Below are 24,301 nucleotides of genomic sequence, written 5' to 3'. Positions count from 1 at the left end.
GCATTGTAAAACGACATAGCAAAGAATGACTTTTAAAGACGACATAATCGCAAGAATAAATACTGATTTTGGAGAAAAAGCAGACAAAGCATTTTCAGTCTTATTTGACGCTATCTCAAAAGTTGACTATCTCAAAACAGACAGAGTAATTCGTTGTATCGTGTTTTTGGCAAATGGCGATTTGACAGACTTGAGCAAATACATTGAAACTGCAACTTTTGACACAAGAGATGTAATGCTTTGGGCGGAATATGAAAAATTAAGTGGTGACTTAAACTACAAAAGAAAGCGAGACTTTAATAAGGCATTTGACGAATGTACAAGCAATGTGAAAGAATAGGAATATGCAAATTGACACAAAACTTAAATTGCTATTTGTTTGTACAGTAAACAGAATGAGAAGTGCAACGGCTCATAAAATTTACGAAGGTGACGACCGTTTTGAAGTTAATTCGGCAGGAACTGACAAGTCAGCAAACACAGTTCTAACAGAAAAAATATTGAATTGGGCTGACAGTATTGTTGTAATGGAAAAACACCATAGAAATCATATAAGAAAACATTTCCCTCAAATCTATAAAAACAAGAGAATTGTTTGCTTATACATTCCTGACGACTATGACTATATGCAGACTGAACTAATTGGAATACTAAAAGACAAAGTAGAAGATGTTTACAGCAGAAAACTTATTTGACGAAGAAAAACAACGACCCGCTAACATCGGTTTGGCAATATGGCGGCTGAAGTGCTTCTATGAAACATTTGTGCAAGGTTCAACGGTAGTAATCTATTGAACTTTAGTACTTTTTAAACCCCACCTTCGCCAAGCCCAAAAACGTTAGCGGTAACCGTATGAAGACGACACTTCACATAATGATATTCGGACTTTTGACGACATTTTTTTCGTGTGGACAACCAAATGAGAAGAAGAATGTTACTGTGGTTGCAACTGACACTTTACAGTCAAACCTTGACAAAAAAGAAAGAGAGCGTTTAGAGAAAAGAAAGCAAATAGAAGAAAAAGACAATGCAGATAGCTTAAGGCTTGACAAAATTCTACAAGATGCTTTGAAAATTGCAAACCAAAATTTTAGCAAAGACAGGTTTAATAAGAAATATGAAGTTTCGACTGATAGTATTAATGTAAATGTTGAGATTAATTTAGACTACTACTTCACAAAAGCAAGCCCACACTTAATAATTACAAGAAATGACCCAAGTGCAATTCACATTGACATCTACTCAAAAACTTATAATAAATTTGAAAAAGTGGTTTCTCACAAGGCGATATGCGACTTTAGTAATTATTTATTAAGTTAGTGGTGTGGATAATTGCGAAAGTAAAATCAAAATAAGTCAAAACAAAAAACATTGATATTCTAACTAATAGCAATAAGAAAACATCACTTCACTATCTTTATGAAAACCCATATCCAAACCTATATCATTCTTTTCTTAACCATATTTGCTATCGCTTGCAATCTCCCAAATAAGTCAGCTTTCAAACAAAAAATAGTTTATCAGTCAAAAGATTTAATCATAACTCAACTAACCGAAAATTCGTTTCAGCATACCTCCTACCTGCAAACCAATGATTTTGGTAACGTACCTTGTAATGGATTAATTGTAAGTGATAAAAAGGAAGCTGTAGTTTTTGACACACCTACTACCAACAAAACTGCCGAAGAGTTAATCAATTTTATTAAACAAACGCTAAATTGTAAAATCAATGCCGTGGTGCCTACACATTTCCATAATGATTGTTTAGCTGGACTAGCTGCATTTCACGATAGAAAAATACCATCCTATGCCTATCTTAAAACCGTAGCTTTGGCAAAAGCCGATACGCTTATTGCACCACAAAACAGTTTCACCGATTCGCTTATTTTAAACGTAGGCTCAACAAACACCATTATCAAGTTTTTTGGCGAAGGCCATACCAAAGACAATGTTGTAGCCTATTTCCCTAAAGATAAGGTGATGTTTGGCGGTTGTTTAGTTAAGGAACTAAATGCCACTAAAGGCTTTTTAGGCGATGCTAATGTAACCGATTGGTCTAACACTGTACAAAAAGTTAAAAAAGCCTACCCAGCTGTACAAATTATTGTTCCTGGCCATGGTAAAGGTGGCAACCAAGCATTGCTTGATTATACCATCAAACTTTTTAAAGATTAAAATTGATTTCGCTAATAAAATACCTCCTATCTTATTTAGCATCAAGCTATTATTTCAAATAAACACCTTACATAATTGGGCATCAACTAAACTTTGCGTTAAAAAATGTTAAATCATTTTTAGTATTACGAATTTATCGTAGTTTTACGAAAGTTAAATATTTAAAAAATACTAAATTATGAAAATCATCATCACATCAGCTTTGCTAGCAATTACGCTAACTGCTACTGCCCAAAACCCTGATAAAGCATTGGCCAGAGTGCGCTATAGCTTTACACATATTAAAGATACTACTCAAAAAGATAAACCACATACCGAAAATATGCTGTTGGTAATTGGTAAAAATGCATCTGTTTATACCAGTTACGATAAAATTAATCAAGAATTAGATATTAAAAAAAGCTTGATGGAACAGATGAAAAGTCAAGCTGGATCGAGCAACATGAGCATCAATATTGATAAAACTGGCAGTAAACCAACTACTGCAGTTGATTATTTCTATTTCGCTAAGGAGCATAAGTTTATTACAAAAGAAAGGCTGCTAACTAACTATTTAATTGAAGAAGAAACACCTAAAATTGATTGGAAAATAAACAAAGATACCGCTAGCTTTTCGGGTGTGTTGTGCCAAAAAGCAACTGCTTACTTTAAAGGCAGAAACTGGATTGCATGGTTTGCACAAGATTTACCTTTTCAGAGTGGCCCATGGAAATTAAACGGCCTACCAGGATTAATTATTGAAGCGCATGATGAAAAGAAAGAAGTTTTATTTCAATTTGCTGGCATCGAAAATATAAACGAGGCAGAAATAGTTGCAGCAGAAGATAAAGATCAAAAAAATAGCACTCCGGCTGGCGTAGGCACAGTAAAAATTATGGGCTTAGATATGGGTAGTTCTTATTTAGGTAATGAAATTAAACTTCCTGCCGATGCAGTAAAAACCACCAGAAAAGATTTAGATAAATTAAAAGCGGCAAGAGACAAAGACCCACAGGGATTTATGAATGCGCAAATGGCGGCTCAAGGAATGAACATGGGCGGAGGCGCTACAACGGTAAGGAGATCTTCAAATTTCACATCATCTACCGGACCAAAAAATGTAACCAACAATCCGATCGAATTACCTGAAACAAAATGAGAACGTTATTTTTCATCATTTTATTCTTAGGAATTGGTTTTTCATCCGCCAATGCGCAAAAGCAAATTAAAGGAAAAATTAAAAACCAAAAGGGAGATGCCTTATCTGCTGTTAGCGTTAATTTAAAAGATAAGGAGGGCACTATCCTCAGTTTTACCAGAACAGATGATAAAGGCAATTTCACCCTCAACTTTAAAGAAAATGCAAGCGAATTAAGCATTGAAGCATCAATTATTGGCTATGTTAAAAAATCAACTGAGGTAACAGATTTGGGCAAACTTTACGAATTGCAATTGCAAGAAAGTGAAATTAATCTTAAAACCGTAGTAGTAAAAAATAGGCCTTCATTAGTTACCAATGGCGATACCTTAAACTATAAAACAGCAGATTTTGCGGATAAACAAGATAGAACCATTGGCGATGTAATTAAAAAAATGCCAGGTATAGAGGTTGCCGAAAATGGAAAAGTAACCTACAACGGTAAGGGTATTTCTAATTTATATTTAGATGGGGATAATGTTTTAGACGATAAATACAACATTGCAACCAAAAGCATACCGCATGGTGCTGTAGATAAAGTACAGGTAATTGAAAAAGACCAACCTATTAAAATGTTGCGCAAAAACAACACCAGCGATGATATTGCATTAAATTTAGTGATTAAAGATGATGCAAAAATGAAGCTCATGGGCGACATTAAAGCGGGTTTGGGCACTCCAGATCGTTATGATGGAAACATCAACGGCATGATGTTCAATAAAAAAAGCAAGTTCATTAACAACATTAAAGGTAATAACATCAATGTAGATCCGGCAGTAGATTTAACATCACACAACATGGGCGATTATTTAAGAAGACTAGAAAACGATAAACCTAGCAATTTTTTATCAGCCGGTGCTGCTGGGGTACCTACGTTACCTCCTACCCGAACGTTGTTTAACAATGCAGGTTTAGCCAACTTTAACACACTTTATAAATTTAATCCAGATTTACAATTGAGGGCTAACGTTGCCTATTTATACGACCAGAGAGATCAGATTTATAACAAATTTTCTGAAACCTACTTATCTGGTGAAACCATAAGCTATAACGAAGCACAAATTAATGCTGTTAATCCGCAGAAGCTACAAGCTCAATTTACGTTAAATAACAATACGAAAACCAATTACCTAAACAATGTTTTGCTGGCTAATTATGTCCCCAATCGTACCAATTCTATGATAACCATCAATGGCATTGGGGCTGGTCAGGAGTTATATCAACAAAATTTCGACTTATCTAACGAATTTAGTTTCCGTAAAAAGTTCAAATCGGATGATATCCTTCACTTTTATTCTTATGTAAATAGATCAACACAACCAGAAATTTTAAATATTAGACCAGGCTTAAATGAAGACATTTTAAACAATGGCGTTCCTTTTGCAGGCTTAGATCAGTACGTTAAACTACCCACTTGGTACACCAACAATTATGTTTCTTTTGCTGTGGTAAACAATAAATTCACATCAAGCTTTAAAACTGGTTTCAATTGGCAAAAGCAAGAGCTAAATTCAGAATTATTTAGTATTCAGAATGATCAAAGTACAGCATTAGTATCTCCAGATATGACCAATAGTTTAAATTGGTTTAAAACAAAAATTTACACCGAAGGAAATTTCGATTATACGACTGAAAAATTTAAGGCAACTTTAAATGTGCCGCTAAGCTATAATACCATCAGTTATAACGACGCCAGCAAATCATTAGACCAAAGCTTAAATAAGTTTTTCGTTAACCCAGCGGTAAATTTCAGGTACCAAACCAGTATAGAAAACTACGTAACGGCTAATTATGCATTTAAAAATGGTTTAGGTGGTTTAGATGACATTTACCAAGGAACGATATTAAAAAACTACCGATCCTTATTTAGCAACAACGCACCCATTTCCGAACGTAAAACTCATAGTGCTGGTGCTCAGTTTAATTACCGCAAAGCGATACAAATGTTTTTCTTTAATGTAAATATTGGTTATTCAAATACTACATTAAACACCATATCATCATTTACATTAACCAACAACATCCAACAAAGAGTAGTTTTGCCATTGTTAAACAGCCAACAAAATTTTACGTTTGGTGCAAATACAAGTAAATATCTTTTTAATTTACGGAGTACTGTAAATTTTGGCATAAGCTACAATAATAGCCAATTCGACCAACTGCAAAACAACGAACTATTGCCATTTACAGCGCAAGCAATTACCTATAAAGCTGGAATAGATGCAAAAATTACCAATTTCTTAAATTGGGCTTACAATGCAAATTACACGGTGAGCAGCAATCAATCGCCTGCGGCAAACAACATTAAAAATAACAACCAACAATTACGACAACAAACTGATATAACAGCAACAGCATTTAAAAGTGTATTTATAAACTTTTCTGCTGAACATATTTTTACTCAGCAGTCTAACCAGCCAAATTTGAGTTATTTATTTGCAGATTTTAATGTGAGATATAAATTAATGAAACTTAAAACAGATTTAGAATTTGGTATCACCAATTTGGCAAACATTAAAGAATTTCAGGCTAACTTTTTATCATCAAACTCATTTACTACTGGCACGTATTTAATACCTGGCAGAGTAGCGATGATGAAAGCAACCTTTAATTTTTAAGAAATTAGCCTGGATGGGCAAAATAGTTAATAGTTAATTAATAAACCACATCATGATGAGCCCCGAAACTTAAATGTTGAGGGGCTTTTTAACTTTTTTTCTTGGGTGTAGTAAACACAAAATCTTTTAAATAAAAAGGCTCAAAATAAGCTACATCATTAAAATTATCCGTTACAAAGGCTTGGTAAGCAAGTTTACTCATATTAGCTGCTGAGTTGTAATTGTGAGCATCAAAGTGGGCATTATCATGCATCAAAACAGCCTCACATTTTGCCGCTCCATCGCCAATAAAGGTTACATAATTTTTTTGAAGCGCTAAAATAAAGCTTTTATCATCAACAATTTTAGCGTTAACAGCTTCTATTTCTTGCAATTTATTGTCATAAATACTTGTAAATACTTCCATTCTTCTGGCATCAATCATAGGGCAAACTAAGCCTCCATAATTGGGATGGTTTTGCATATAACCATTGGCCATCATTTGCAAAGTACCTACAGCAATTAAAGGCTTATCTAAAGCAAAACATAGCCCTTTGGCAGTAGAAACCCCAATTCGTAAACCTGTATAAGAACCTGGTCCTTTACTCACTGCAATAGCGTCTAAATCTGCGTATTTTAACGAAGCAATTTTCATCACCTCTTCAATAAACAATGTTAAACTAGCAGCATGTATATTTTGAGCTGTTTCTTCTTTTAAAGCAATTGTTTCTCCGTTTACCGAAATTGCAACAGAACAAACCTGTGTAGCGGTTTCAATTTGTAAAATGGTGGCCATGGCGCAAAGATAATAAAAAGGTAGAAGGCTTAGAGGAAGAAGGTGGATGATTTAAAGATCGTATTACAAAAGTCCCCTTCAGGGGATTTAGGGGTTATGGCACTGGATCATGCCCATGTTTACCCCAAGGATGACAACTGGCAATACGCTTTAAAGTTAACCAACCACCATAAAAAGGACCATGTTTTTTAATAGCCTCTATACCATAAGCAGAGCAGGTTGGCGTATACCTGCAACTTGCACCTAACAATGGCGACAATAAGATTTGATACAACCTAATGATACCCAAAAATAACCACGAAAATAGCAGCTTAATTGTTTTCATCTGGGTTAAATTGAGCAGTTAATTTCTTAAAAGCGATGGCTAATTTTTTTTCGAAAAAAGCATAATCGTAAATCTGTTTGCCTATAAATTGTAAAGAAAGCAACAACAGTTCATCTCTATTTTTTAATGAAGCGTATAAAAGATTTTCTTTTTGTAAACGATAAGCCTCACGAGTTCTACGCTTAATTAAGTTTCGATCAACAGCCAATTTATAACGTTTTTTGGCAACGTTAATTACAACTTGTGCAGGATATTTGTGCGGCTCGGCAACAAAAAGATAAGTTACCCTGAACGGATAAAATAAAAAAGAAGAACCGTTTTTAAATAGCAAGTCTAATGACTTTTTACTACACAACCGTTCTTCTTTATTAAATTTGTTCATGTTTTTTGATTGCAATACTGCAGATTAGACTGCTTTACACCCAAAAACAGGTGGCAATCAAAAATTATGCTTTATGACGACGCTCGTCAGAAACTGATAATCTTTTTCTTCCTTTTGCACGGCGAGAAGCTAATACTCTTCTACCGTTTGCTGTAGCCATTCTTTCGCGGAAGCCATGCTTGTTTCTTCTCTTTCTTTGCGAAGGTTGGAATGTTCTTTTCATAACTGTATAATATCTTAACTAGAGTTTTTAAATAAGAGGTGCAAATATAATGCGATTTTTCTAAAAATGCAAGTGTGTATTCGTTTTATTTTTATTTATTTCAAATACAAGAATATCGGAAAGCGTATTTATTTTTTTAGAAAAGCAAAGCTAACCATTCTTTTGAAAGTACAGTCCCGCCCCCGCTTCAAGTCCTCGGCTTTCGTTCCTCAAACCTCCGGGCTTTCTCGCTTTGGTCGGGTTTAAAGTGAGAGATAGGTGCACAGAAACCCAGTTTCCTAAAGCCAGTTTCAGTTTAAATACTTTTAGCTACCCAATCGTCATATCGAAATGAGGAACGAATGAGATATCTGTTTAGCAATAGCTTTGTAATAAAAGATTTCTCGGTGAAGAACCACGTTCGAAAGGACGATACTGGCAAGTCCCCTTTAGGGGATTTAGGGGTTACAAACCCAAAGCCGCTTTTAATTTTACAAAACCACTCTTACTAACTGGCAACCAAATATTAGATTTTAGCAACACCACGTAACTGTCTTTTTCTTTCAATTCTATTTTAGTTACTTGAGCTAAGTTTATAATATATGAACGGTGAATGCGAATAAACTGAGTGGAATCTAAAGTTTGCTCGAAAAAGCTCATTGTTTTATTTTTCTGAAAATTACCTTCGGTTGTATTAATTTTCACATAATCATCATCCGCTTCGATATAGTTTAGTTCTGTAACTGATATAATTTTAATTACACCTGCATTTTTAACTACAATCCTATTGTTTTGAGCTGGCGATAAAGCCGCACTCTCTAATAAATCATTACTGGTTTCGCCTTTGGCTAATTTTGCTGGCAGTTTTTGCATGGCTTGGTCGAAACGAACTTTTTCTATAGGTTTCAATAAATAATCAACTGCGTTAACTTCGAAAGCCTTAATGGCATATTCATCAAAAGCAGTTGTAAAAATTACTGCAGGATGATTTTCTACCAATTCTAACATCTCGAAACCACTTATTTTAGGCATCTGTATGTCTAAAAAAATAAAATCTGGTTGATGTTGGGCAATTGCTTTTAATCCCTCAAATCCATCGCTGCACTCTGCAACAATCTTTATTTCAGGATACGATTGTAAGTAATGTTTAACCACATCCCTAGCCAATGCTTCATCATCAATTAGTATCGTTTTGATCATTTTTTTGAGGTATTTTAAGCTTAGTAATGTATAAATTATCGTTTTGTGTTTCTGTTTGCAGTAAATTATTGTCGGCAAATAACAAATAAAGTCGCCTTCTAATAGATGATAATCCGAAACCTGTTCCTTTGCTGGCTGTCATTTGTGGATCGTAGGGGTTGGCCACGCAAATTAGTAGCGTATTGTTTTCTAATGCTACCCTTATGGTTATAGTTATTGCGGTAGAAGTATTATACAAACCAAATTTAATGGCATTTTCTACAATTGGTTGTAATAAAGTTCCTGGTAAACACAAGTTGTGGGTATTTTCATCAATCTGCACATCAATATTTAAGCGATGACTAAATCTCACCTTTTCAATATCTAAATACAGTTGGATGTATTCCATTTCTTCGGCAACGTTTACCCAAACCTCATCGTCGCGTTTTAAGGTGCCGCGTAAAAAAGCTGCCAACTTGGTAATCATGGTGCCCGCTTCTGTTGGGTTTACGATAGTTAAGGCATATACCGAGTTTAAGCTATTGAACAAAAAGTGAGGCTGTAATTGGTGTCTCAATTTATTCAGCTCTGCTTCTTTAGCCAAACTCTGCGTTGCCAATAACCTACCCTGTGTTTCTGATTGTTCTTCTAACCTATACCATAAAATATTGGCGAGTGCACACCAATTTAAACACATAAAAGCCAATATATATCTGAAAGGAATAGAAAAATCTAAAAATATTAAATAGGGCTTTTGGTCTGCAAATAAATATTCGAGGCCATATTTACCAAAATAAACCACTACAAAAGTTAGCACAGCGGTTATTAAAATGATGAATAGCATTTTCTCATTTTTTGGCTGATAATATCCCAGCATATTGCTGATAATGATACAGCCAATGGCCAATAGACCGTTACTGATAACGCTATCAACCAAGGCAATTTGTAAATTAAAACCTACAACGTAATAAATAATTGCTGTGCAGCCAGCTACCCAGCAAGCTAAAATAATGCTGGAGACTATTTTTATCCGTTGGAGAGATAATGGTGTAGTTGTCAAAATTTAAATATTGAGGTTAAAAATTTCTGATATCCACACCGCCAAATAAGGCAATACCTCTTATAATTAATAATTTCTGTTGTCCATCTACGGCTGGTTGCATCCCACGCTTATCATCTAAACCTCCAAAAATTGCTGTAACTTCAGATTTTACGTGCCAACCGGGAGGAACAATGATTTTAGTTCCCCCAAAAATTGCGGTTACATCAATAATAATCTGTCCTTCAAAATCTGCTTGAGATAAATTTACATCGCAACCGCCAAAAACCGCTGTTATTTCGCCTCCTTTAAAGTTTTTAGAATATACAATTTGGTGGCTGCCGCCAAAAACGTTTACCGAATCTAAATAATCTAAATGGTTCGTAAGTCGATCAGGATCCATACCATATTCGCTATTCACAGTATTTGAAGTGTTTATTGGATCACTTGCACCCAAACTATCCTTCCACTTGTTTTTTTTTGGTTTACATTTTTTAAAATCACTTTTCGGTTTTAAAATAAGATATAATCCTATTGCGATGATTAAGGCTGGCCAACCAACTTTATCAAAATCAACCACATGATTTAAAGCCTTTTTTAAAGTAAAAAACAAGCCAACAATAATTAAGATGATACCGTTACCATTTTTAAAATTAGTTTTTGCACCAATAACTAACCCTAAAACAATTAATATATTGCTCCAATAAAATAACCAATTTGGCAAATTAAAGGCAATATTATTAACCAATAAAAGCGAACCTATAATCACGATAATTAAACCAGCTAATATTTTACCTGATCGGTTTTCTGTTTCTTTATAATTTTGATTTTCCATGATACTTAGTAATAATATGACCAAATGTATAGCCTACATTTTATAATAAAAATGCAAAACTGCTGTTCTGCTCAAATTTGTCGGTAAATAACCTTTATTAATCGGTAAAATTATTTGTTAATTTGATTTTTATTAAGATCTATCTATTTAACCAAATTAATAATTATAAATGAAAAAACTACTTTTTGCCTTAATGCTATTGTTACCGGTATTATCATATGCCCAAGATATAACCAAGCACTATAAAATTTATGATATTAAAAAACAAAAAACTATTGCTGTTGATGACATCATTACAGACATGAGCAATGCTGATGTGCTGTTTTTTGGCGAAGAACATAACGATTCGATTGGTCATTATTTAGAAGCCCTGATCTTTAAAAAATTGGCTACAGCATATCATGGCAAAGCAGCATTAACATTAGAAATGTTTCATACTGATGTGCAACCTATTATTAATGAATATTTGAGTGGAAACATCAGCGAAAAAAACTTTATAAAAGAAGCTAGGGCTTGGAATAACTATAAAGACTACAAACCAATGATTGAGGAGGCGAAAACAAACAAACTTGCAGTTATTGGTGGAAATGCAGCTGCAAGATATAGTAATGCAGTTACAAGAAACGGGATTGATATTTTAAACACTTTTCTGAAAGAATCTAAACAGTTTATTCCTCCATTACCAATTGATACGGCAACAGGTAGATATTATGATAAATTTGTAGAAACTTTGGGCGGACATAGCATGGGTGGAATGAAAGTTTATCAAACCCAAAATTTTTGGGATGCAACAATGGCCTGGTCTATTGCAAAATTCGCTAAAGCAAATAAAAACGTAAAGATTTTTCAAGTAAATGGCCGCTTTCATAGCGATGAGAAGTTAGGCACACTTGCTAAACTTAGAAACTATGCACCAAAATTAAGGATATTAAACATCTCATCATTTTCTGCAGAAGATTTTTCTAATCCCAATTGGGAAAAATATAAAGCATTGGGTGATTATATCATTGTCACAGATCCTGCTGTTAAAAGAACATTTTAGTTCGAAATCACAAAAAAACTCTGATCAATTTAATCAATCAGAGTTTTTTGTTTGCGGAATTGATTTATTTAGTTTTTAATAAATCTCTTATTTCTGTTAACAAAATTTCTTCTTTAGTTGGTGGTGTTGGCACAGATGGAGCAGCAACTTCTTTCTTTTTTAAATTATTTGCACCCTTAATTACTAAGAACAAAACAAACGCAACAATTATAAACGAAATTACTTGAGAAAGAAAGTTTCCATATTTAATTGCTGTACCCGCAATTGTTAACTCACTTAGGTTTTGTAAACCAGCGGCTTTTAAAGCAGGTCCCAAAACTGCTGGTGTAATAATATCTTCTACCAATGAGCTTACAATTTTACCAAATGCAGCACCAATAATTACACCCACTGCTAAATCAAGTACATTACCCTTAACAGCAAATTCTTTAAATTCCTTAACTATTCCCATAATAAATTTTTTAATTATTAATTAATTTGTTCGTTTATTAGTTAAAAGTAATAAACTTTACAATTACTGCAATAAATATTGAACAAAATTAAACACATTTAATTAGATAAGCACATTTTAAATTCATTAATTGTAAAGCAAATGCTTATTTTTGGCGACTAATATCATCTTCTTTTAATATATGTTAAGACAAAACCTACAGCAAAAATTACTTCAAAAGTTATCACCACAACAAATTCAATTTATTAAATTGTTGCAAGTGCCAACTGTTGCTTTAGATACGCGTATTAAGGAGGAGTTAGAGGATAATCCTGCTTTAGAAGACCCAAGTTTAATGACAGCTGAAGAACCTGTTAATGAATATGATGACTTAAATGAGCGAGAAGATTACGAAACTCCTGATGTAAAGGAAGATACAATTGCAGATGAATTTAATGTAGAAGATTACCTACAAGATGATAATACCAATGATTACAGCACATCATATAATAACAGTGATGATGATGAAGATAAAAAAGAAACTCCAATAGCAATAGAAAGCACATTTTTTGAAAGTTTACAAGAACAACTAGACCTTGTACCGCTTTCTGATAGCGATTTTATTGTAGGTAAACAGATAATTGGCAGTTTAGATGATGATGGCTATTTACGTAGGCCAATCACCTCTATGATTGATGATTTGGCATTTTCTCAGAATGTAATTGTTGAGGAGGAAGATGTTTTAGAAATGCTTAAAGTGATACAAGGTTTTGATCCGCCAGGTATTGCAGCTAGAGATTTACAAGAGTGTTTAAGCTTACAACTGAGACGAAAAGATATCAACAACCCAATTATAAAAAAAGCAATTGCTATTGTAGAACACCATTTAGATGAATTTACGCGTAAGCATTACGATAAATTAGAAAAGTCTGTTGGATTAAATGGCGATGAGTTGAAAGAAGTTGTTGCTGAAATTTTAAGACTTAACCCAAAACCAGGAGATTCTAATCAAGTTACTACTAAACAATTACAAATTATTCCAGATTTTCACATTAGTAACAACGACGGAATTTTAATTTTAACATTAAACTCTAAAAACGCACCAGAATTAAGGGTTAGTCGCTCTTACATGGATATGTTTGATCATTACGATAAAGCTTCTCAAAAAGATAAAAAAATGAAAGAGGCCGTTCAATTTGTGAAGCAAAAATTAGATTCGGCGAAATGGTTTATCGATGCTATCAAACAAAGGCAACAAACTTTGTTAAAAACCATGAACGCAATAATGCATTACCAATATGAGTATTTTTTAACTGCTGATGAGCGTAAAATGCGCCCAATGATTTTAAAAGACATTGCAGATAAAATTGGCATGGATATTTCAACTGTTTCAAGGGTGGCAAACTCTAAATATGTTCAAACAGAATTTGGTACGTTTTTACTTAAATCATTCTTCTCAGAGGCTATTCAAACCGAAAACGGCGAAGAAGTTTCGAATAAAGAAGTAAAGAAAATTTTAGAAGACTGCATTGGTAACGAGGATAAACGCAAACCTTTAGCAGATGAGAAGTTAACGGATATTTTAAAAGAAAGAGGTTATAATATAGCCCGAAGAACAGTTGCAAAATATCGTGAGCAAATGAATATTCCGGTTGCTAGATTAAGGAAAGAACTGTAAACAGTTTGCAATATAAGGTTTACAGTACTAGAAAATCAAATAACTGAAAATTGATAACTGTAAACCGTTAACTGAAAACTGCCAACTGAAAATTGAATTACCACATTCTCATCGAACTCATTACTCTGTAAACATTATTGAGTTGTAAGCCCAAAACAATTTCGTGGCTACCAGAACTTACTTGATTTAATTGCGAAGTGGTAAAATCATAAGCATAAGTTAGATTAACTAACCTGCTTACATTTAATCCGGCCATTGCCGAGAAAGAATCGTTGTGCCTATAACTACCTCCTACCCAAATTCTATCTTTAAAAGCCACTTTTAAATTTAAATCTACCGAAACAGGTGTGGGACTAACATATTTTAGCATAAAAGAAGGTATTGCAGCAATTTCATCATCAATCATCCACTTGTAGCCCGCTGTAACAAAAAAATGTGGCACTTCTTTACCCAAATTATAGTTAGGATCGCTGGTAAAAGAGAGCTTTTGAGGTAATATTTGTTGAACGGAAGCACCAGCAAAAAATTGAGCTCCATATAGCCAAACGCCCATGCTAAAATCTGGCTTAACTTGACTTGTAATTGTATTATTTAATGCCGGATCGTTAGGATTTTCTAATGTTAATGCATTAACATCTAATCCAATTCTAGTTATACCTGCTGCTGCACCAACTGATAAATTCCATGTACCTGCTAATTGTAAATGATAAGCATAAGTTAAATTTGCATCTAATCTTGAAATTGGACCAGCTTCATCTAATACAACTGTTGCACCCATGCCATGATGAGCGGGCGAAGCAGTGTAATTTTGCATATAATTTTGGCTCATCGGATCATCACCTTTTTCTGGTTGAGATAATGGATTTTTCCATAAATAATCATCTCCTAAACTCCAATGTGCAGATGCAAATGTTGTTTGAGGAGAATTATTAATTCCAGACCATTGTTTTCTGTAACCAGCTTTAAAATCAGTATAATTTTCTATTCCGCTTAAAGCAGGATTTAATAAATATTGATTAAAAATATACTGTGTGTACTGCGGCTTTTGTTGGCTGTAAGTTGTAGTACAACAAACTGACAATAAACAAACTATATATAAAATCCTTTTCAAACTATCTAATTATGGTTAAATTTCCTGTAATATTTTTTCTTCCACTATTTGGATTGATAATGTAGTAATAAGTTCCGACAGGCAAAGCTTTTTTATTAAAGTTTCCATCAAACGGAACAGCATAACCCCTACTACTTGCGTAAACTTTCTGCCCATTTCTATCAAAAATCTCTACCGTTGAGTTTGGATAAGTATCTAAATATTTAATATTCCATAAATCATTAATACCATCTCCGTTTGGAGAAAAAGTATTTGGTGCTTCTACTCCTTGTAAAACTTTCACTAAAATATCATCAAATGAAATACAACCTTGGCTAGATGTAACCTTTAAAGTGTACTTAGTATCAACTTCAGGTTTAGCAATTGGATTTAAAATATCTGTTCTACTTAAACCTATTGAAGGAGTCCATTCATAAGTTAAGTCGATACCAGATGCTGTTGCCGAAATTTGCTTTTCTCCACCTGCTAATATAAAAAAATCGCTACCAGCATCTACTGTAGGAGTTGGAAAAACCTCAACTGACTGACTTTTCTGGTCTTTGCAACCATTTTGTGCTGTAAATGTGTAAGTTATAGTATGTATGCCTACACCTGCAATTAACGGATTAAACAATCCTGAAATCGATATTCCTTTACCTGTATATACCCCAGCACCTTGTAAACCCCCGGTTTCTTTAGCTGTAAATTGGATGGTTCCACTATTTTCACAAAGTGGATTTACTGAATAAAATTCTACAATAGGCGATGCCAACAAAATAATGTCTTTCTCCATCACATTTTCACAAGTGCCACCCGAATAAGCCACCATTTTAACCTTAATTACTTTGGTTAATGGGCTTGTAAATTGAGGGATATTAAATGTATATTCTTTGTTAAAAGTTGGATCTAAATCATCATTACCATATTTAACTCCATCTAAAAACCATTGTATTTTTGTAACGTTACCAAAATCAACAGTTGATGTATTTTTTAACATGAAATCTGTATTACTACACAAATTGGTTGGATTTAGCACCTCAAAATTTGCCTTCGGATTAGAACCATTAACTATAAATGGTGTAGCTAAAGAGGTTACTGAACACCCGTTTGCATTGGTAACAGTAAGTGTTACAAAGTAATCTCCTGATGCATTATACTTATGTTTACCATTTCTTTCTGTAGAGGTATTAGAAGATGAACTAGGGTCTCCAAAATTCCATAAATAGGTAAGCCCGGTTTCCGTTAAGCCATCAAAATCAGTAGATTTATTAACAAAAATTGCTTCTGCGTCAGCCAAACAAACATCTGGCACTGTAAATTCTACTTTTGGCAAGTCATTTATAGTAATGCTTTTAGTTAAACTACTCACACAACCATTGTTAGTTTCTACAGTTAATGTGATGTTATAATTGCCAATAGCATTATAAATATGGGTTGGGTTTTGCAAAGCACTTGTGTTTGCAGAAGAACTCGGATCGCCAAAGTCCCAATTCCATTTTACGATATTGCCAACAGCTACAGTAGACTGGTCTGTAAATAAAATATCACTAGCTAAACAGGTTACCGCAGCTGGCAAAAATGCTACATTAGCTTTAGGATTAATTAATATATTATGCTCTACAACAGTAGAAAAACATCCATTTTCTGCACTTACAGAAAGTTTTACAATATAATTTCCAGCATTTGAAAAAGTGTGAACTGGGTTCTTATCAGTTGAAATTGGGCTACCATCTCCAAAATCCCATTTCCAAGAGGTAATAGATTTACCAACTACCATCGATGAGCTTTCATCCATAAACTTTACCTCATCTCCAGCACAACCATTTGTTGGAGCCCCAATTTTAGCTACTGCCAAAGGATCTACATTAAAATTAAATATCAACTCAACTTCATTGGTATAACAACTTCCAGCGCCAGCTACCAATGTAGCTAAAGCAGTAACTTGAGTTGCACCAACAACACTAAAAACCTTGTTTACAGGAGCTGTATAGGTATAAAGTTTAGTAGATGTTCCTGTTATAACAGGGTTAGGATCAAGGTCAGGATAATCTGGAGAACCATCAACAAATTGCCAAATTATTTTCTCTAGTTCATAAGGTAATGTAATTCGTAAATCTGACTGCTGACCAACGCAAGCAGCTGCATTTTCATTATTGGTTGATTTATTGACTACCAAAAGAAATTGCGATGATGCTAAATTTGTACCTGCAGAGTAAGCATAAGATTCATGATCGCCGAAACCATAGGCAATCGCATTAAAGCCATCATCAGCAGTAAGCGTTAAACTTTCTTCATAAACTGCTATCTGTATATAAGAATATGCTGGATTTGATGGCATTACTTGCCACGTTCCATTGTTAGGAACTAAACCATTTATTTTAAAACTAGAGGCTTTATCTGTTTTCATAAAAACATTTAAATATCTTTCTAAGATTCTAAATTTATCTGATGAAAATAATGTGATATTCTTAATGTTAAATTCTACAGGGTTTAGCAAAACCATTTCTGGATCGCCACTAGGCAAACCATTGCCTGTTGGCGAGGAGTGTTCTTGTGTGTAAGAATATTCTGCAACGCTAATCAACTTATCTGAGGATACAATTGTTGGCTCTATTAAAACTCTCTCAATAAATTGTCCTTTGTTTATCATTCCTGCAGATACTCCATCAAAATTGATAGTTGTATTATCTTCCTGAGCAAGCACCCTAACAATATATCTTCTATTTACAAAAGGAACTACTCCGTAAGTTTTACCCCAACTATTAATAGCGTAAAGTTGTTGCAATAATGGGTCAACACCACCTGTATTACCTCCTATTCTCATTCCCGAACTCCCAGAAAATGCAGCGAATTTTTTACAGGATGAATTTGCTGCAGTTTCAATATATGTTCCTGTTAAATCTTCAGAAGGCATCATATATTGATATACATCACCTTTTTTTAAACCATTTATAGCTAACGTTGTACCATTTCTATGTAAAACTAAATCGGTGTTATCTTCTGTTGCCACAACTGCTAAAAAATTACGACCTTGATTATCTTGTGTATAATTCATGGCGTAATATTGCTGTCCCAAGGCTTCAACAGGTAAAATTAAGGTGGCTGCACTTCTTGCAGCTGCAAAAACATGACTATATGCCACAATTTTCGGCATTCCAGGAGTAACAACGATATGAATACCCCTATTTATTAAATTTTGATTACTTTCTGATTCATCAATATAAGACTGAGCTCTGCTAACTAAGAAAGTAACAACTGTATTTGCTGGAATAGTTTTTGTTTGCGTAGTTGCACCACATGATACTGTAACTTCTGTATTAAATTTTGAGGTTACGTTAACATTCATTTCTGCCAGCACACCTCCACTAGGTCTATGACTTGGAAAAACAGTCCAAAACTCCATTCCCTCATTAGAAATATTTTGAGCTTTTACAGTTGAAAAAAAACTTGCAAATGATAAAAGTAAAATAAGTAGACGTAAGTTTTTCATTAAGAAGTTAATACAACATTTGGTCAATACAATAATAAGATTTTAAATATAAATTCTAACTATTATTTGACATTAAAATGTGTATAAACACACATAATTAGCGCAGTACAAAAAATTAAATAATTATGAAAGCAAGTTTTGTCTTGCAATAAATTCTAACTGTCTGTTTGCAACAATTAATTTTTCGGTAAGTTCTTTATTTTCTTTACGTAAATTGTATATCTCTACGGCCTTTTCTATGTTAATCCTTAAATCTTCTTCCATCCAAGGTTTTTGTATATACCGATAAACCTGACCTTTATTTATGGCATCAATTACAGCATCAATATCAGTATATCCTGTTAAAATCATGCGAATCGGATCTGGATGAGCCTCTAAAATCGAAGCCAAAAATTCTACCCCAGTTGTTTTTGGCATTCTTTGGTCAGTAATTACAATGTGTATATCTTCCTTATCTAAAATTTTCCTTCCCTCATCAGCAGATTCTGCGGTAAAAACTTTGTACAATCTTCTGTAAGTAGCCGCAAATGCACTTAAATTGTGGGGCTCATCATCTACGTATAATATGTTTGTATTCATTGTGTGTGCTTAATAAAAGATAAAAATACTTTAGATTTATTAATCTTAAAACACTAATTTAGTTGTTTTAACAACTAGTTGTATTTTTATTTTTTAACAAACGTATCCATCCCTTAAAATGCACGCCAAAATTGGTTCTAAATTATCGCTCTCTCAACTAAAAGTTCAAACATCAGAACTTCAAAACTTATATAAACCAGTATTTTACAGATTAGCTAATTTAAGCGATAAAGAAGAATTAGAAAACTTACTTAATAAACATCAGAATTTACAGGTGTATGATTACATACATGCTCAAGTTGAAGAATTAATTAAATGCTTGCATCCAACCATCGTATTTTCCCCTCCCACAGAATTTAAAAAGAAAGTAGAAGAAAAATTTGGCTTAACCCCTAGCGATGAATATGGTGTTTGGGTTTATTACCCATGGGCACAAAAGTTAGTTCATTTACTAGATGAACATGAATTTGCAATTGTAAGAACAAACCGTAACAAGCATAAAATTACCGACAAAGAGCAAGAGATTTTAGCAAAGAAAAAGATTGGAGTAATGGGTTTATCTGTTGGTCAGTCAGTTTCTTTAACATTGGCGATGGAGCGAGGATTTGGAGAATTACGCATAGCGGATTTTGATGAACTCGATTTAAGCAACATCAACCGAATTAGAACTGGTGTTTACAACTTAAAAATAAAAAAAACAGTAATTGTTGCGAGAGAGATTGCAGAAATTGATCCTTTTTTAAATGTGGTTTGTTTTGAAGATGGAATAACCGAAGAAAATTTAGCTGTATTTTTAACTGGCAACGGCAACTTAGATTTACTAATAGATGAATGTGATAGTTTTGATATTAAAATTAATGCCCGTAACAAAGCAAAATCTTTAGGTATACCTGTTTTAATGGAAGGTAGCGATAGAGGCACTATTGATATTGAACGGTTTGATTTAGAGCCAAATAGACCAGTTTTACACGGAATGGTTGAGCATTTGGATATGAGTAAATACAAATCGCTTAGCACTATGGAAGAGAAAATTCCATATATAACTGCTGTAACTGGCATTGAAACTTTATCAATGCGAATGAAAGCTTCTGCTATTGAATTGATGGCTACAATTTCTACCTGGCCCCAGTTGGCAAGTGCAGTAACTTTTGGCGGTGGTATAACTGCAGATTTATCTAGAAAAATCCTTTTAGGGCACTTGAATGTTTCTGGCAGATTTTTTATAGACATGGATGAGTTAATCTCCGACCCAGTAAAAACGACATCAATTACCGAAAAAAGCACCATTACCACCCCACTACAAACTAAAGAAATAGAAAATTTTATTGAAAGTAATCAATCAGCTTTCGAAAAAAGTGACTATCAAATGCCCTTAGCTATTTTAGAAAATATAATTGCTAATGGTAATAAAGCTCCTTCGGGTGGTAATAGCCAACCCTGGCGTTGGCATTTCCAAAATGGTTTATTGCATTTATTTTTAGAACCAAGTGCTGCTGAGGCCTATTTAGATCCTCAACATATCTCATCCTATCTATCATTAGGTACAGCAATTGAAAATGTAATACTTGCAGCAGCTGCCAATAATCTTGAGGCTGTATATCACCTCACTCCGCAACTTGAATCAAATCATATTGCTTATATCAGTTTTAAACCTGATTATCAAATAAATAAAGTACAAGAAACACTCGCTGCACAAATTAACAAAAGGCATACCAATAGAAAAATTACACCTCGCACCGAGATAGATCAAACTGCAATTGAAACTTTAAATATACTTACTCAAAGTATTGAAGGGGCTAAATTAAAATGGATTACAAATCCAGCAATAATTAAGCAGATTGGAGAAACTGCAACGCTAACCGATCTTTTAAGAATGTTTATTCCTGAAGCTCATGAAGATTTTATTACCAGAGAAATGCGTTGGAGTTTAGATGAAGTAACAAAAACCGAAGACGGTATTGGCATACATACTTTAGATTTAAACAATAATGACCAAGTGGGAATTAGGTTACTAAAAGATAAAAATATGGTTGCCTTTTTAAAACAAATAAATGGTGGCAGTGGCTTTAAACGACTTACCATGTCACAATTTATGTCTTCATCAGCCATAGGCTTAATTACAATGCCTAATGGAGAAATGAGCTCTTACATAAAAGCTGGTATTGCTGCACAAAAAATGTGGCTTGGGGCAACAAGCTTAGATTTACAAATTCATCCAGTAAACGTTCCACTTATATTTTTTTACAAAAACAGCGTAGAAAACAGCTTACCAATTCCTTTAGAAGTAAAAGCACAGCTTACACAAGCTGAAAATAATTTTAAACAGATATTTGAGCTAAATAATAATGAGCAAGCTACCTTCATGTTCAGAATTTTTAATGCTAGCCCATCACCAGAAAGAACCATCAGAAAATTAATCTCAAAAACATTCTCAATTGGAAGAGCTTAAACCTAACATCGAAAATTTATATTTTAAAGCGTTTAGAGCAGTAGATGACCGTGCCGCTTGCATGAAGTTTATAGAAGGTCATACACATGTATTAGAAATTTTTGGAATTACCCAAATTACTTCTGCAAAAATAGATTGGGTTTTAAACCCTGATGTATATGTAATTATTGTAAGTGCCGAAAAAGATGGAAAAGCATTAGCTGGAGGAAGGATCCATCAAGCAAATAGAAAAAATCCTTTACCTTTAGAAGGAGCCGTTGGTAATATGGATGATCGTATTTATAAAATGGTTGAAGATAGAACAGACGGAGGGACAGGAGAATTTTGTGGTTTATGGAACTCTTGGGAAATTGCAGGTTTAGGAATTGGTAGTATGCAGTTAAGTATTGCCTCTGTTGCCTTCGCCGGACTTATAAATTTGGATACTTTATTCGGTTTATGTGCACCTGCAACTTACAGAAACTCTATAAGAGGAGGTTTTAGGGTGATCAATGAAATTGGTATTAATGGAAAGTTCTATTATCCGAAAGAGGATTTAACAGCAACTGCAATTTTAATTGATGATGTAAAGAACTTACCACTAACTTATGATGAGGTTAAAAAAGAAATCATGAATTTAAGAGAAAATCCCATAACTACCCACCAAATGATTGCTAAAACAGGAGAAACAATTAATATGCATTATGATTTAACACTTAATTTATAATGAAAAAAATAATATTCATTTTATTTTCATTTCTTGCATTACTTAATTTAGAGGGTTATTGCTATCAAAAAAATGATGATTTAAAATCTTATGGGTTAAACATCTCTTATTTAAAAGATGAAAATCATAATTTTTCTGTAAACCAAGCCCTTAAATTACCTTTTACTAAGTATGAATCGGATATATTTAATTTTGGAGTTGACCAATCTACCTATTGGATAAAACTTACTGCAAAAAGAGCTATCAAAAAACAAAATTTAGTTCTTTGGATTGATCAATCTAGGTTATTAGAATCTTACCTATTAATTAAGTCAAAGAACTCTCAAATTAACACCATTCCCACTTTTAATCCATTTTCATCATCAAAACCAGATTATACACAAGGAAAAATTTACAAGCTCCCAAACCCCATAAATATTGATGATATCATTTTATTAAAACTACGTAGTAAGGAAGTTTTTTTAGCCCCAGTAAGCATAGTTGACGAAAGAACTTTAATTGAATCTTTTTCAGTACGAGGGATAGTTTTTGGCTTTTACTCTGGTATCATGTCTATTATGTTTGTATATAATTTATTTTTATACATTATCATTAGAGATAGAAGTTACTTGTTTTATATCTTCTATATATTTTTCACGTGGTCAACCCAAGTTTCTATACAAGGTTATTCGTCTAAATATTTTTGGGATCAATTTTCTTTTATTGATGATTATTCAATTATATTATTTTCTAATCTAGCCTTATTATTTGCCAGTTTATTTACAATTTCTTTTTTAAACACCAAAGCATTTTCAAAAACCGCTCATAATCTTATTACGCTATTATGCTGGTTAACAATAATTAACATCGTAATACTTTTTGCATTTGGCAAAAATATCTCCTTCCTTATCATGCAAATTTTAACGGTAAGCGGAACTATTTTAGCATTGTCTGCAGCAAACTTTGTTTACTTTAAAAAGCATTTTAAGCCAGCGGGCTATTATTTAGTAGCTTGGTCTATATTATTACTCGGGGCAATTTTGTTTATCCTTAAAGATTATGATATTATTCCTTATAATAACTTTACCATTTATTTGTTGCAAATAGCTTCGGCGGTAGAAGTTACCTTACTTTCTTTCGCTCTGGCAGATAAAATTAATTTCTTTAAAAAGGAAAATGAAGTTGCACAAGTGCAAGCCTTAAATGCATCATTAGAAAATCAAAAATTAATAAGAGAACAAAATATTGTTTTAGAGCAAAAAGTAAAAGAACGTACAGAAGAGTTAGAAACCACAAATTCTACCCTAAATATAACTTTAACTAATTTAAAAGATACGCAATCTCAATTGGTAGATTCCGAAAAAATGGCTGCTTTAGGTCAGTTAACTGCTGGTATTGCGCATGAAATTAATAACCCAATTAACTTTGTTACCTCTAATATTAAACCTTTAGAACTTGACATTAATGATTTAAAAGAAATAATTTCTCGTTACGAAGAAATTGATTTTGATGGTGATGTAAAAGCTCAAATTGAAGAAATTGAAGGCTTTAAAAAACAGATTGACTTAGGGTTTGTTAACAATGAAATATCTTCATTACTCTCTGGCATTAGTGAAGGAGCAAAAAGAACAGCAGAAATTATTAGAAGTTTAAGGAATTTTAGTAGAGTTGATGAAACAGACATGAAACCTATCGACTTAAATGAGGGACTTCACTCTACACTTGTTTTGGTAAAAAATAGTATGCCAGATAACTTAACTGTTATTAAAGATTTAGGTAATCTTCCAAAAGTAGAGTGCCAACCTGGTAAAATAAATCAAGTTTTTATGAATTTGGTTTCAAATGCTATTCAGGCTATTAAAACAAAGAGCGATCAAAGAGAGGAAGAATTTTTAACTATTAAAAGTTGGTATATAGATCAACAAGTTAAAATTAGTATTAAAGATACAGGTACAGGGATGAGTGAGGAAACTAAACATAGAATTTTTGAACCATTTTTTACTACAAAAGATATAGGTGAAGGAACCGGATTAGGTTTATCTATTGTATTTAGTATAATAGAAAAACATAAAGGACACATTGAAGTTAATTCAAAAATTGGTGATGGAACAGAATTTATTATTACTTTGAATGTTAACCCCAACTAATTC

At 33.3% G+C, this 24,301-nt stretch carries 22 protein-coding genes; 11 read left to right on the top strand and 11 right to left on the bottom strand.

The features are described 5' to 3' along the window. The first annotated feature begins 25 nt into the window (after window positions 1-25). The 6 genes from FA045_RS09055 (at window position 26) to FA045_RS09030 (ending at window position 5,971) form a co-directional block, all read left to right on the top strand. A complete protein-coding gene (locus tag FA045_RS09055) occupies window positions 26-340 on the top strand; it encodes a hypothetical protein (RefSeq protein ID WP_136876701.1) in 315 nt (104 codons plus the stop codon). 55 nt (window positions 341-395) lie between these two features. Next, on the top strand, window positions 396-695 hold the full coding sequence (locus tag FA045_RS09050; protein WP_205943129.1) for a protein tyrosine phosphatase: 300 nt from the start codon (window positions 396-398) through the stop codon (window positions 693-695). Between the two features lie 158 nt (window positions 696-853). Next, a complete protein-coding gene (locus FA045_RS09045; protein ID WP_136876697.1) occupies window positions 854-1,321 on the top strand; it encodes a hypothetical protein in 468 nt (155 codons plus the stop codon). 99 nt (window positions 1,322-1,420) lie between these two features. Continuing rightward, on the top strand, window positions 1,421-2,176 hold the full coding sequence (gene bla, locus FA045_RS09040; protein WP_136876695.1) for a subclass B1 metallo-beta-lactamase: 756 nt from the start codon (window positions 1,421-1,423) through the stop codon (window positions 2,174-2,176). 178 nt (window positions 2,177-2,354) lie between these two features. Continuing rightward, window positions 2,355-3,314: a GLPGLI family protein gene (locus tag FA045_RS09035; RefSeq protein WP_136876693.1), complete on the top strand. Its 960-nt coding sequence runs from the start codon at window positions 2,355-2,357 to the stop codon at window positions 3,312-3,314. Next, on the top strand, window positions 3,311-5,971 hold the full coding sequence (locus FA045_RS09030; RefSeq protein ID WP_136876691.1) for a carboxypeptidase-like regulatory domain-containing protein: 2,661 nt from the start codon (window positions 3,311-3,313) through the stop codon (window positions 5,969-5,971). The genes FA045_RS09035 and FA045_RS09030 overlap by 4 nt, the downstream gene beginning before the upstream one ends. 88 nt (window positions 5,972-6,059) lie before the next feature. On the opposite strand, the gene tsaB is transcribed toward FA045_RS09030, so the two are convergent. The 7 genes from tsaB to FA045_RS08995 form a co-directional block, all read right to left on the bottom strand. Beyond that, the gene (gene tsaB / locus FA045_RS09025; protein ID WP_136876689.1) at window positions 6,060-6,746 is read right to left on the bottom strand and encodes a tRNA (adenosine(37)-N6)-threonylcarbamoyltransferase complex dimerization subunit type 1 TsaB; all 687 of its coding nucleotides are present in this window, start codon (window positions 6,744-6,746) and stop codon (window positions 6,060-6,062) included. 94 nt (window positions 6,747-6,840) lie between these two features. Then, window positions 6,841-7,071, bottom strand: a complete 231-nt coding sequence (yidD, locus tag FA045_RS09020; protein ID WP_136876687.1) for a membrane protein insertion efficiency factor YidD — start codon at window positions 7,069-7,071, stop codon at window positions 6,841-6,843. After that, the gene (gene rnpA, locus FA045_RS09015) at window positions 7,058-7,453 is read right to left on the bottom strand and encodes a ribonuclease P protein component (protein ID WP_136876685.1); all 396 of its coding nucleotides are present in this window, start codon (window positions 7,451-7,453) and stop codon (window positions 7,058-7,060) included. Before rnpA ends, yidD begins: the two co-directional genes overlap by 14 nt. Window positions 7,454-7,517: 64 nt before the next feature. After that, window positions 7,518-7,676, bottom strand: coding sequence for a 50S ribosomal protein L34 (gene rpmH / locus FA045_RS09010; RefSeq protein ID WP_055133745.1), 159 nt, complete (start codon window positions 7,674-7,676; stop codon window positions 7,518-7,520). 444 nt (window positions 7,677-8,120) lie between these two features. Continuing rightward, window positions 8,121-8,855, bottom strand: coding sequence for a LytR/AlgR family response regulator transcription factor (locus FA045_RS09005; protein WP_136876683.1), 735 nt, complete (start codon window positions 8,853-8,855; stop codon window positions 8,121-8,123). Continuing rightward, window positions 8,833-9,894, bottom strand: coding sequence for a sensor histidine kinase (locus FA045_RS09000; RefSeq protein ID WP_225871309.1), 1,062 nt, complete (start codon window positions 9,892-9,894; stop codon window positions 8,833-8,835). Before FA045_RS09000 ends, FA045_RS09005 begins: the two co-directional genes overlap by 23 nt. 16 nt (window positions 9,895-9,910) lie before the next feature. Further along, complete coding sequence (locus tag FA045_RS08995) at window positions 9,911-10,708, bottom strand: LiaF transmembrane domain-containing protein (RefSeq protein ID WP_136876681.1); 798 nt, start codon at window positions 10,706-10,708, stop codon at window positions 9,911-9,913. Between the two features lie 169 nt (window positions 10,709-10,877). Between FA045_RS08995 and FA045_RS08990 the strand changes: the two genes are divergently transcribed. Continuing rightward, window positions 10,878-11,750 carry a ChaN family lipoprotein gene (locus tag FA045_RS08990; protein ID WP_136876679.1) on the top strand — a complete coding sequence of 291 codons (873 nt, stop codon included), beginning with the start codon at window positions 10,878-10,880 and terminating at the stop codon, window positions 11,748-11,750. 64 nt (window positions 11,751-11,814) lie between these two features. Here the strand turns inward: FA045_RS08990 and mscL are convergent, their stop codons facing one another. Beyond that, window positions 11,815-12,201 carry a large-conductance mechanosensitive channel protein MscL gene (gene mscL, locus FA045_RS08985; RefSeq protein ID WP_136876677.1) on the bottom strand — a complete coding sequence of 129 codons (387 nt, stop codon included), beginning with the start codon at window positions 12,199-12,201 and terminating at the stop codon, window positions 11,815-11,817. A 181-nt stretch (window positions 12,202-12,382) separates the two neighbouring features. Here mscL and rpoN point away from each other — a divergent pair, with 181 nt between their 5' ends. Further along, window positions 12,383-13,858: an RNA polymerase factor sigma-54 gene (gene rpoN, locus FA045_RS08980; RefSeq protein ID WP_136876675.1), complete on the top strand. Its 1,476-nt coding sequence runs from the start codon at window positions 12,383-12,385 to the stop codon at window positions 13,856-13,858. Window positions 13,859-13,955: 97 nt separating this feature from the next. On the opposite strand, the gene FA045_RS08975 is transcribed toward rpoN, so the two are convergent. The 3 genes from FA045_RS08975 to FA045_RS08965 all read right to left on the bottom strand — a co-directional run bounded on the left by FA045_RS08975 (window position 13,956) and on the right by FA045_RS08965 (window position 19,017). Continuing rightward, the gene (locus tag FA045_RS08975) at window positions 13,956-14,969 is read right to left on the bottom strand and encodes a PorP/SprF family type IX secretion system membrane protein (RefSeq protein WP_136876673.1); all 1,014 of its coding nucleotides are present in this window, start codon (window positions 14,967-14,969) and stop codon (window positions 13,956-13,958) included. Between the two features lies 1 nt (window position 14,970). Next, complete coding sequence (locus FA045_RS08970) at window positions 14,971-18,438, bottom strand: PKD domain-containing protein (RefSeq protein WP_136876671.1); 3,468 nt, start codon at window positions 18,436-18,438, stop codon at window positions 14,971-14,973. Between the two features lie 123 nt (window positions 18,439-18,561). Then, entirely contained in the window at window positions 18,562-19,017 is a 456-nt protein-coding gene (locus FA045_RS08965) for a response regulator (RefSeq protein ID WP_136876669.1), read from the bottom strand. Between the two features lie 118 nt (window positions 19,018-19,135). Here FA045_RS08965 and FA045_RS08960 point away from each other — a divergent pair, with 118 nt between their 5' ends. From FA045_RS08960 to FA045_RS08950, 3 genes are read left to right on the top strand one after another with little or no spacing between them, the layout of a single operon-like run. Then, window positions 19,136-21,466: an Rv1355c family protein gene (locus tag FA045_RS08960; RefSeq protein WP_136876667.1), complete on the top strand. Its 2,331-nt coding sequence runs from the start codon at window positions 19,136-19,138 to the stop codon at window positions 21,464-21,466. After that, window positions 21,453-22,172 carry a hypothetical protein gene (locus FA045_RS08955; protein ID WP_136876665.1) on the top strand — a complete coding sequence of 240 codons (720 nt, stop codon included), beginning with the start codon at window positions 21,453-21,455 and terminating at the stop codon, window positions 22,170-22,172. Before FA045_RS08960 ends, FA045_RS08955 begins: the two co-directional genes overlap by 14 nt. Then, entirely contained in the window at window positions 22,172-24,298 is a 2,127-nt protein-coding gene (locus FA045_RS08950; RefSeq protein WP_136876663.1) for a sensor histidine kinase, read from the top strand. Before FA045_RS08955 ends, FA045_RS08950 begins: the two co-directional genes overlap by 1 nt. The last annotated feature ends 3 nt before the right edge of the window (window positions 24,299-24,301 follow it).

Source organism: Pedobacter cryotolerans (genome assembly GCF_005116475.1).
Classification (GTDB): domain Bacteria; phylum Bacteroidota; class Bacteroidia; order Sphingobacteriales; family Sphingobacteriaceae; genus Pedobacter; species Pedobacter cryotolerans.
This window is presented reverse-complemented; position numbering and strand designations above follow the sequence as displayed.

What these genes read in the sequence shown, in the direction of transcription:
- FA045_RS09055 (WP_136876701.1), top strand. Translation starts at nt 26, where the DNA reads ATGACTTTTAAAGACGACATAATCGCAAGAATAAATACTGATTTTGGA.
- FA045_RS09050 (WP_205943129.1), top strand. Translation starts at nt 396, where the DNA reads ATGAGAAGTGCAACGGCTCATAAAATTTACGAAGGTGACGACCGTTTT.
- FA045_RS09045 (WP_136876697.1), top strand. Translation starts at nt 854, where the DNA reads ATGAAGACGACACTTCACATAATGATATTCGGACTTTTGACGACATTT.
- bla (WP_136876695.1), top strand. Translation starts at nt 1,421, where the DNA reads ATGAAAACCCATATCCAAACCTATATCATTCTTTTCTTAACCATATTT.
- FA045_RS09035 (WP_136876693.1), top strand. Translation starts at nt 2,355, where the DNA reads ATGAAAATCATCATCACATCAGCTTTGCTAGCAATTACGCTAACTGCT.
- FA045_RS09030 (WP_136876691.1), top strand. Translation starts at nt 3,311, where the DNA reads ATGAGAACGTTATTTTTCATCATTTTATTCTTAGGAATTGGTTTTTCA.
- tsaB (WP_136876689.1), bottom strand. Translation starts at nt 6,746, where the DNA reads ATGGCCACCATTTTACAAATTGAAACCGCTACACAGGTTTGTTCTGTT.
- yidD (WP_136876687.1), bottom strand. Translation starts at nt 7,071, where the DNA reads ATGAAAACAATTAAGCTGCTATTTTCGTGGTTATTTTTGGGTATCATT.
- rnpA (WP_136876685.1), bottom strand. Translation starts at nt 7,453, where the DNA reads ATGAACAAATTTAATAAAGAAGAACGGTTGTGTAGTAAAAAGTCATTA.
- rpmH (WP_055133745.1), bottom strand. Translation starts at nt 7,676, where the DNA reads ATGAAAAGAACATTCCAACCTTCGCAAAGAAAGAGAAGAAACAAGCAT.
- FA045_RS09005 (WP_136876683.1), bottom strand. Translation starts at nt 8,855, where the DNA reads ATGATCAAAACGATACTAATTGATGATGAAGCATTGGCTAGGGATGTG.
- FA045_RS08995 (WP_136876681.1), bottom strand. Translation starts at nt 10,708, where the DNA reads ATGGAAAATCAAAATTATAAAGAAACAGAAAACCGATCAGGTAAAATA.
- FA045_RS08990 (WP_136876679.1), top strand. Translation starts at nt 10,878, where the DNA reads ATGAAAAAACTACTTTTTGCCTTAATGCTATTGTTACCGGTATTATCA.
- mscL (WP_136876677.1), bottom strand. Translation starts at nt 12,201, where the DNA reads ATGGGAATAGTTAAGGAATTTAAAGAATTTGCTGTTAAGGGTAATGTA.
- rpoN (WP_136876675.1), top strand. Translation starts at nt 12,383, where the DNA reads ATGTTAAGACAAAACCTACAGCAAAAATTACTTCAAAAGTTATCACCA.
- FA045_RS08970 (WP_136876671.1), bottom strand. Translation starts at nt 18,438, where the DNA reads ATGAAAAACTTACGTCTACTTATTTTACTTTTATCATTTGCAAGTTTT.
- FA045_RS08965 (WP_136876669.1), bottom strand. Translation starts at nt 19,017, where the DNA reads ATGAATACAAACATATTATACGTAGATGATGAGCCCCACAATTTAAGT.
- FA045_RS08960 (WP_136876667.1), top strand. Translation starts at nt 19,136, where the DNA reads ATGCACGCCAAAATTGGTTCTAAATTATCGCTCTCTCAACTAAAAGTT.
- FA045_RS08950 (WP_136876663.1), top strand. Translation starts at nt 22,172, where the DNA reads ATGAAAAAAATAATATTCATTTTATTTTCATTTCTTGCATTACTTAAT.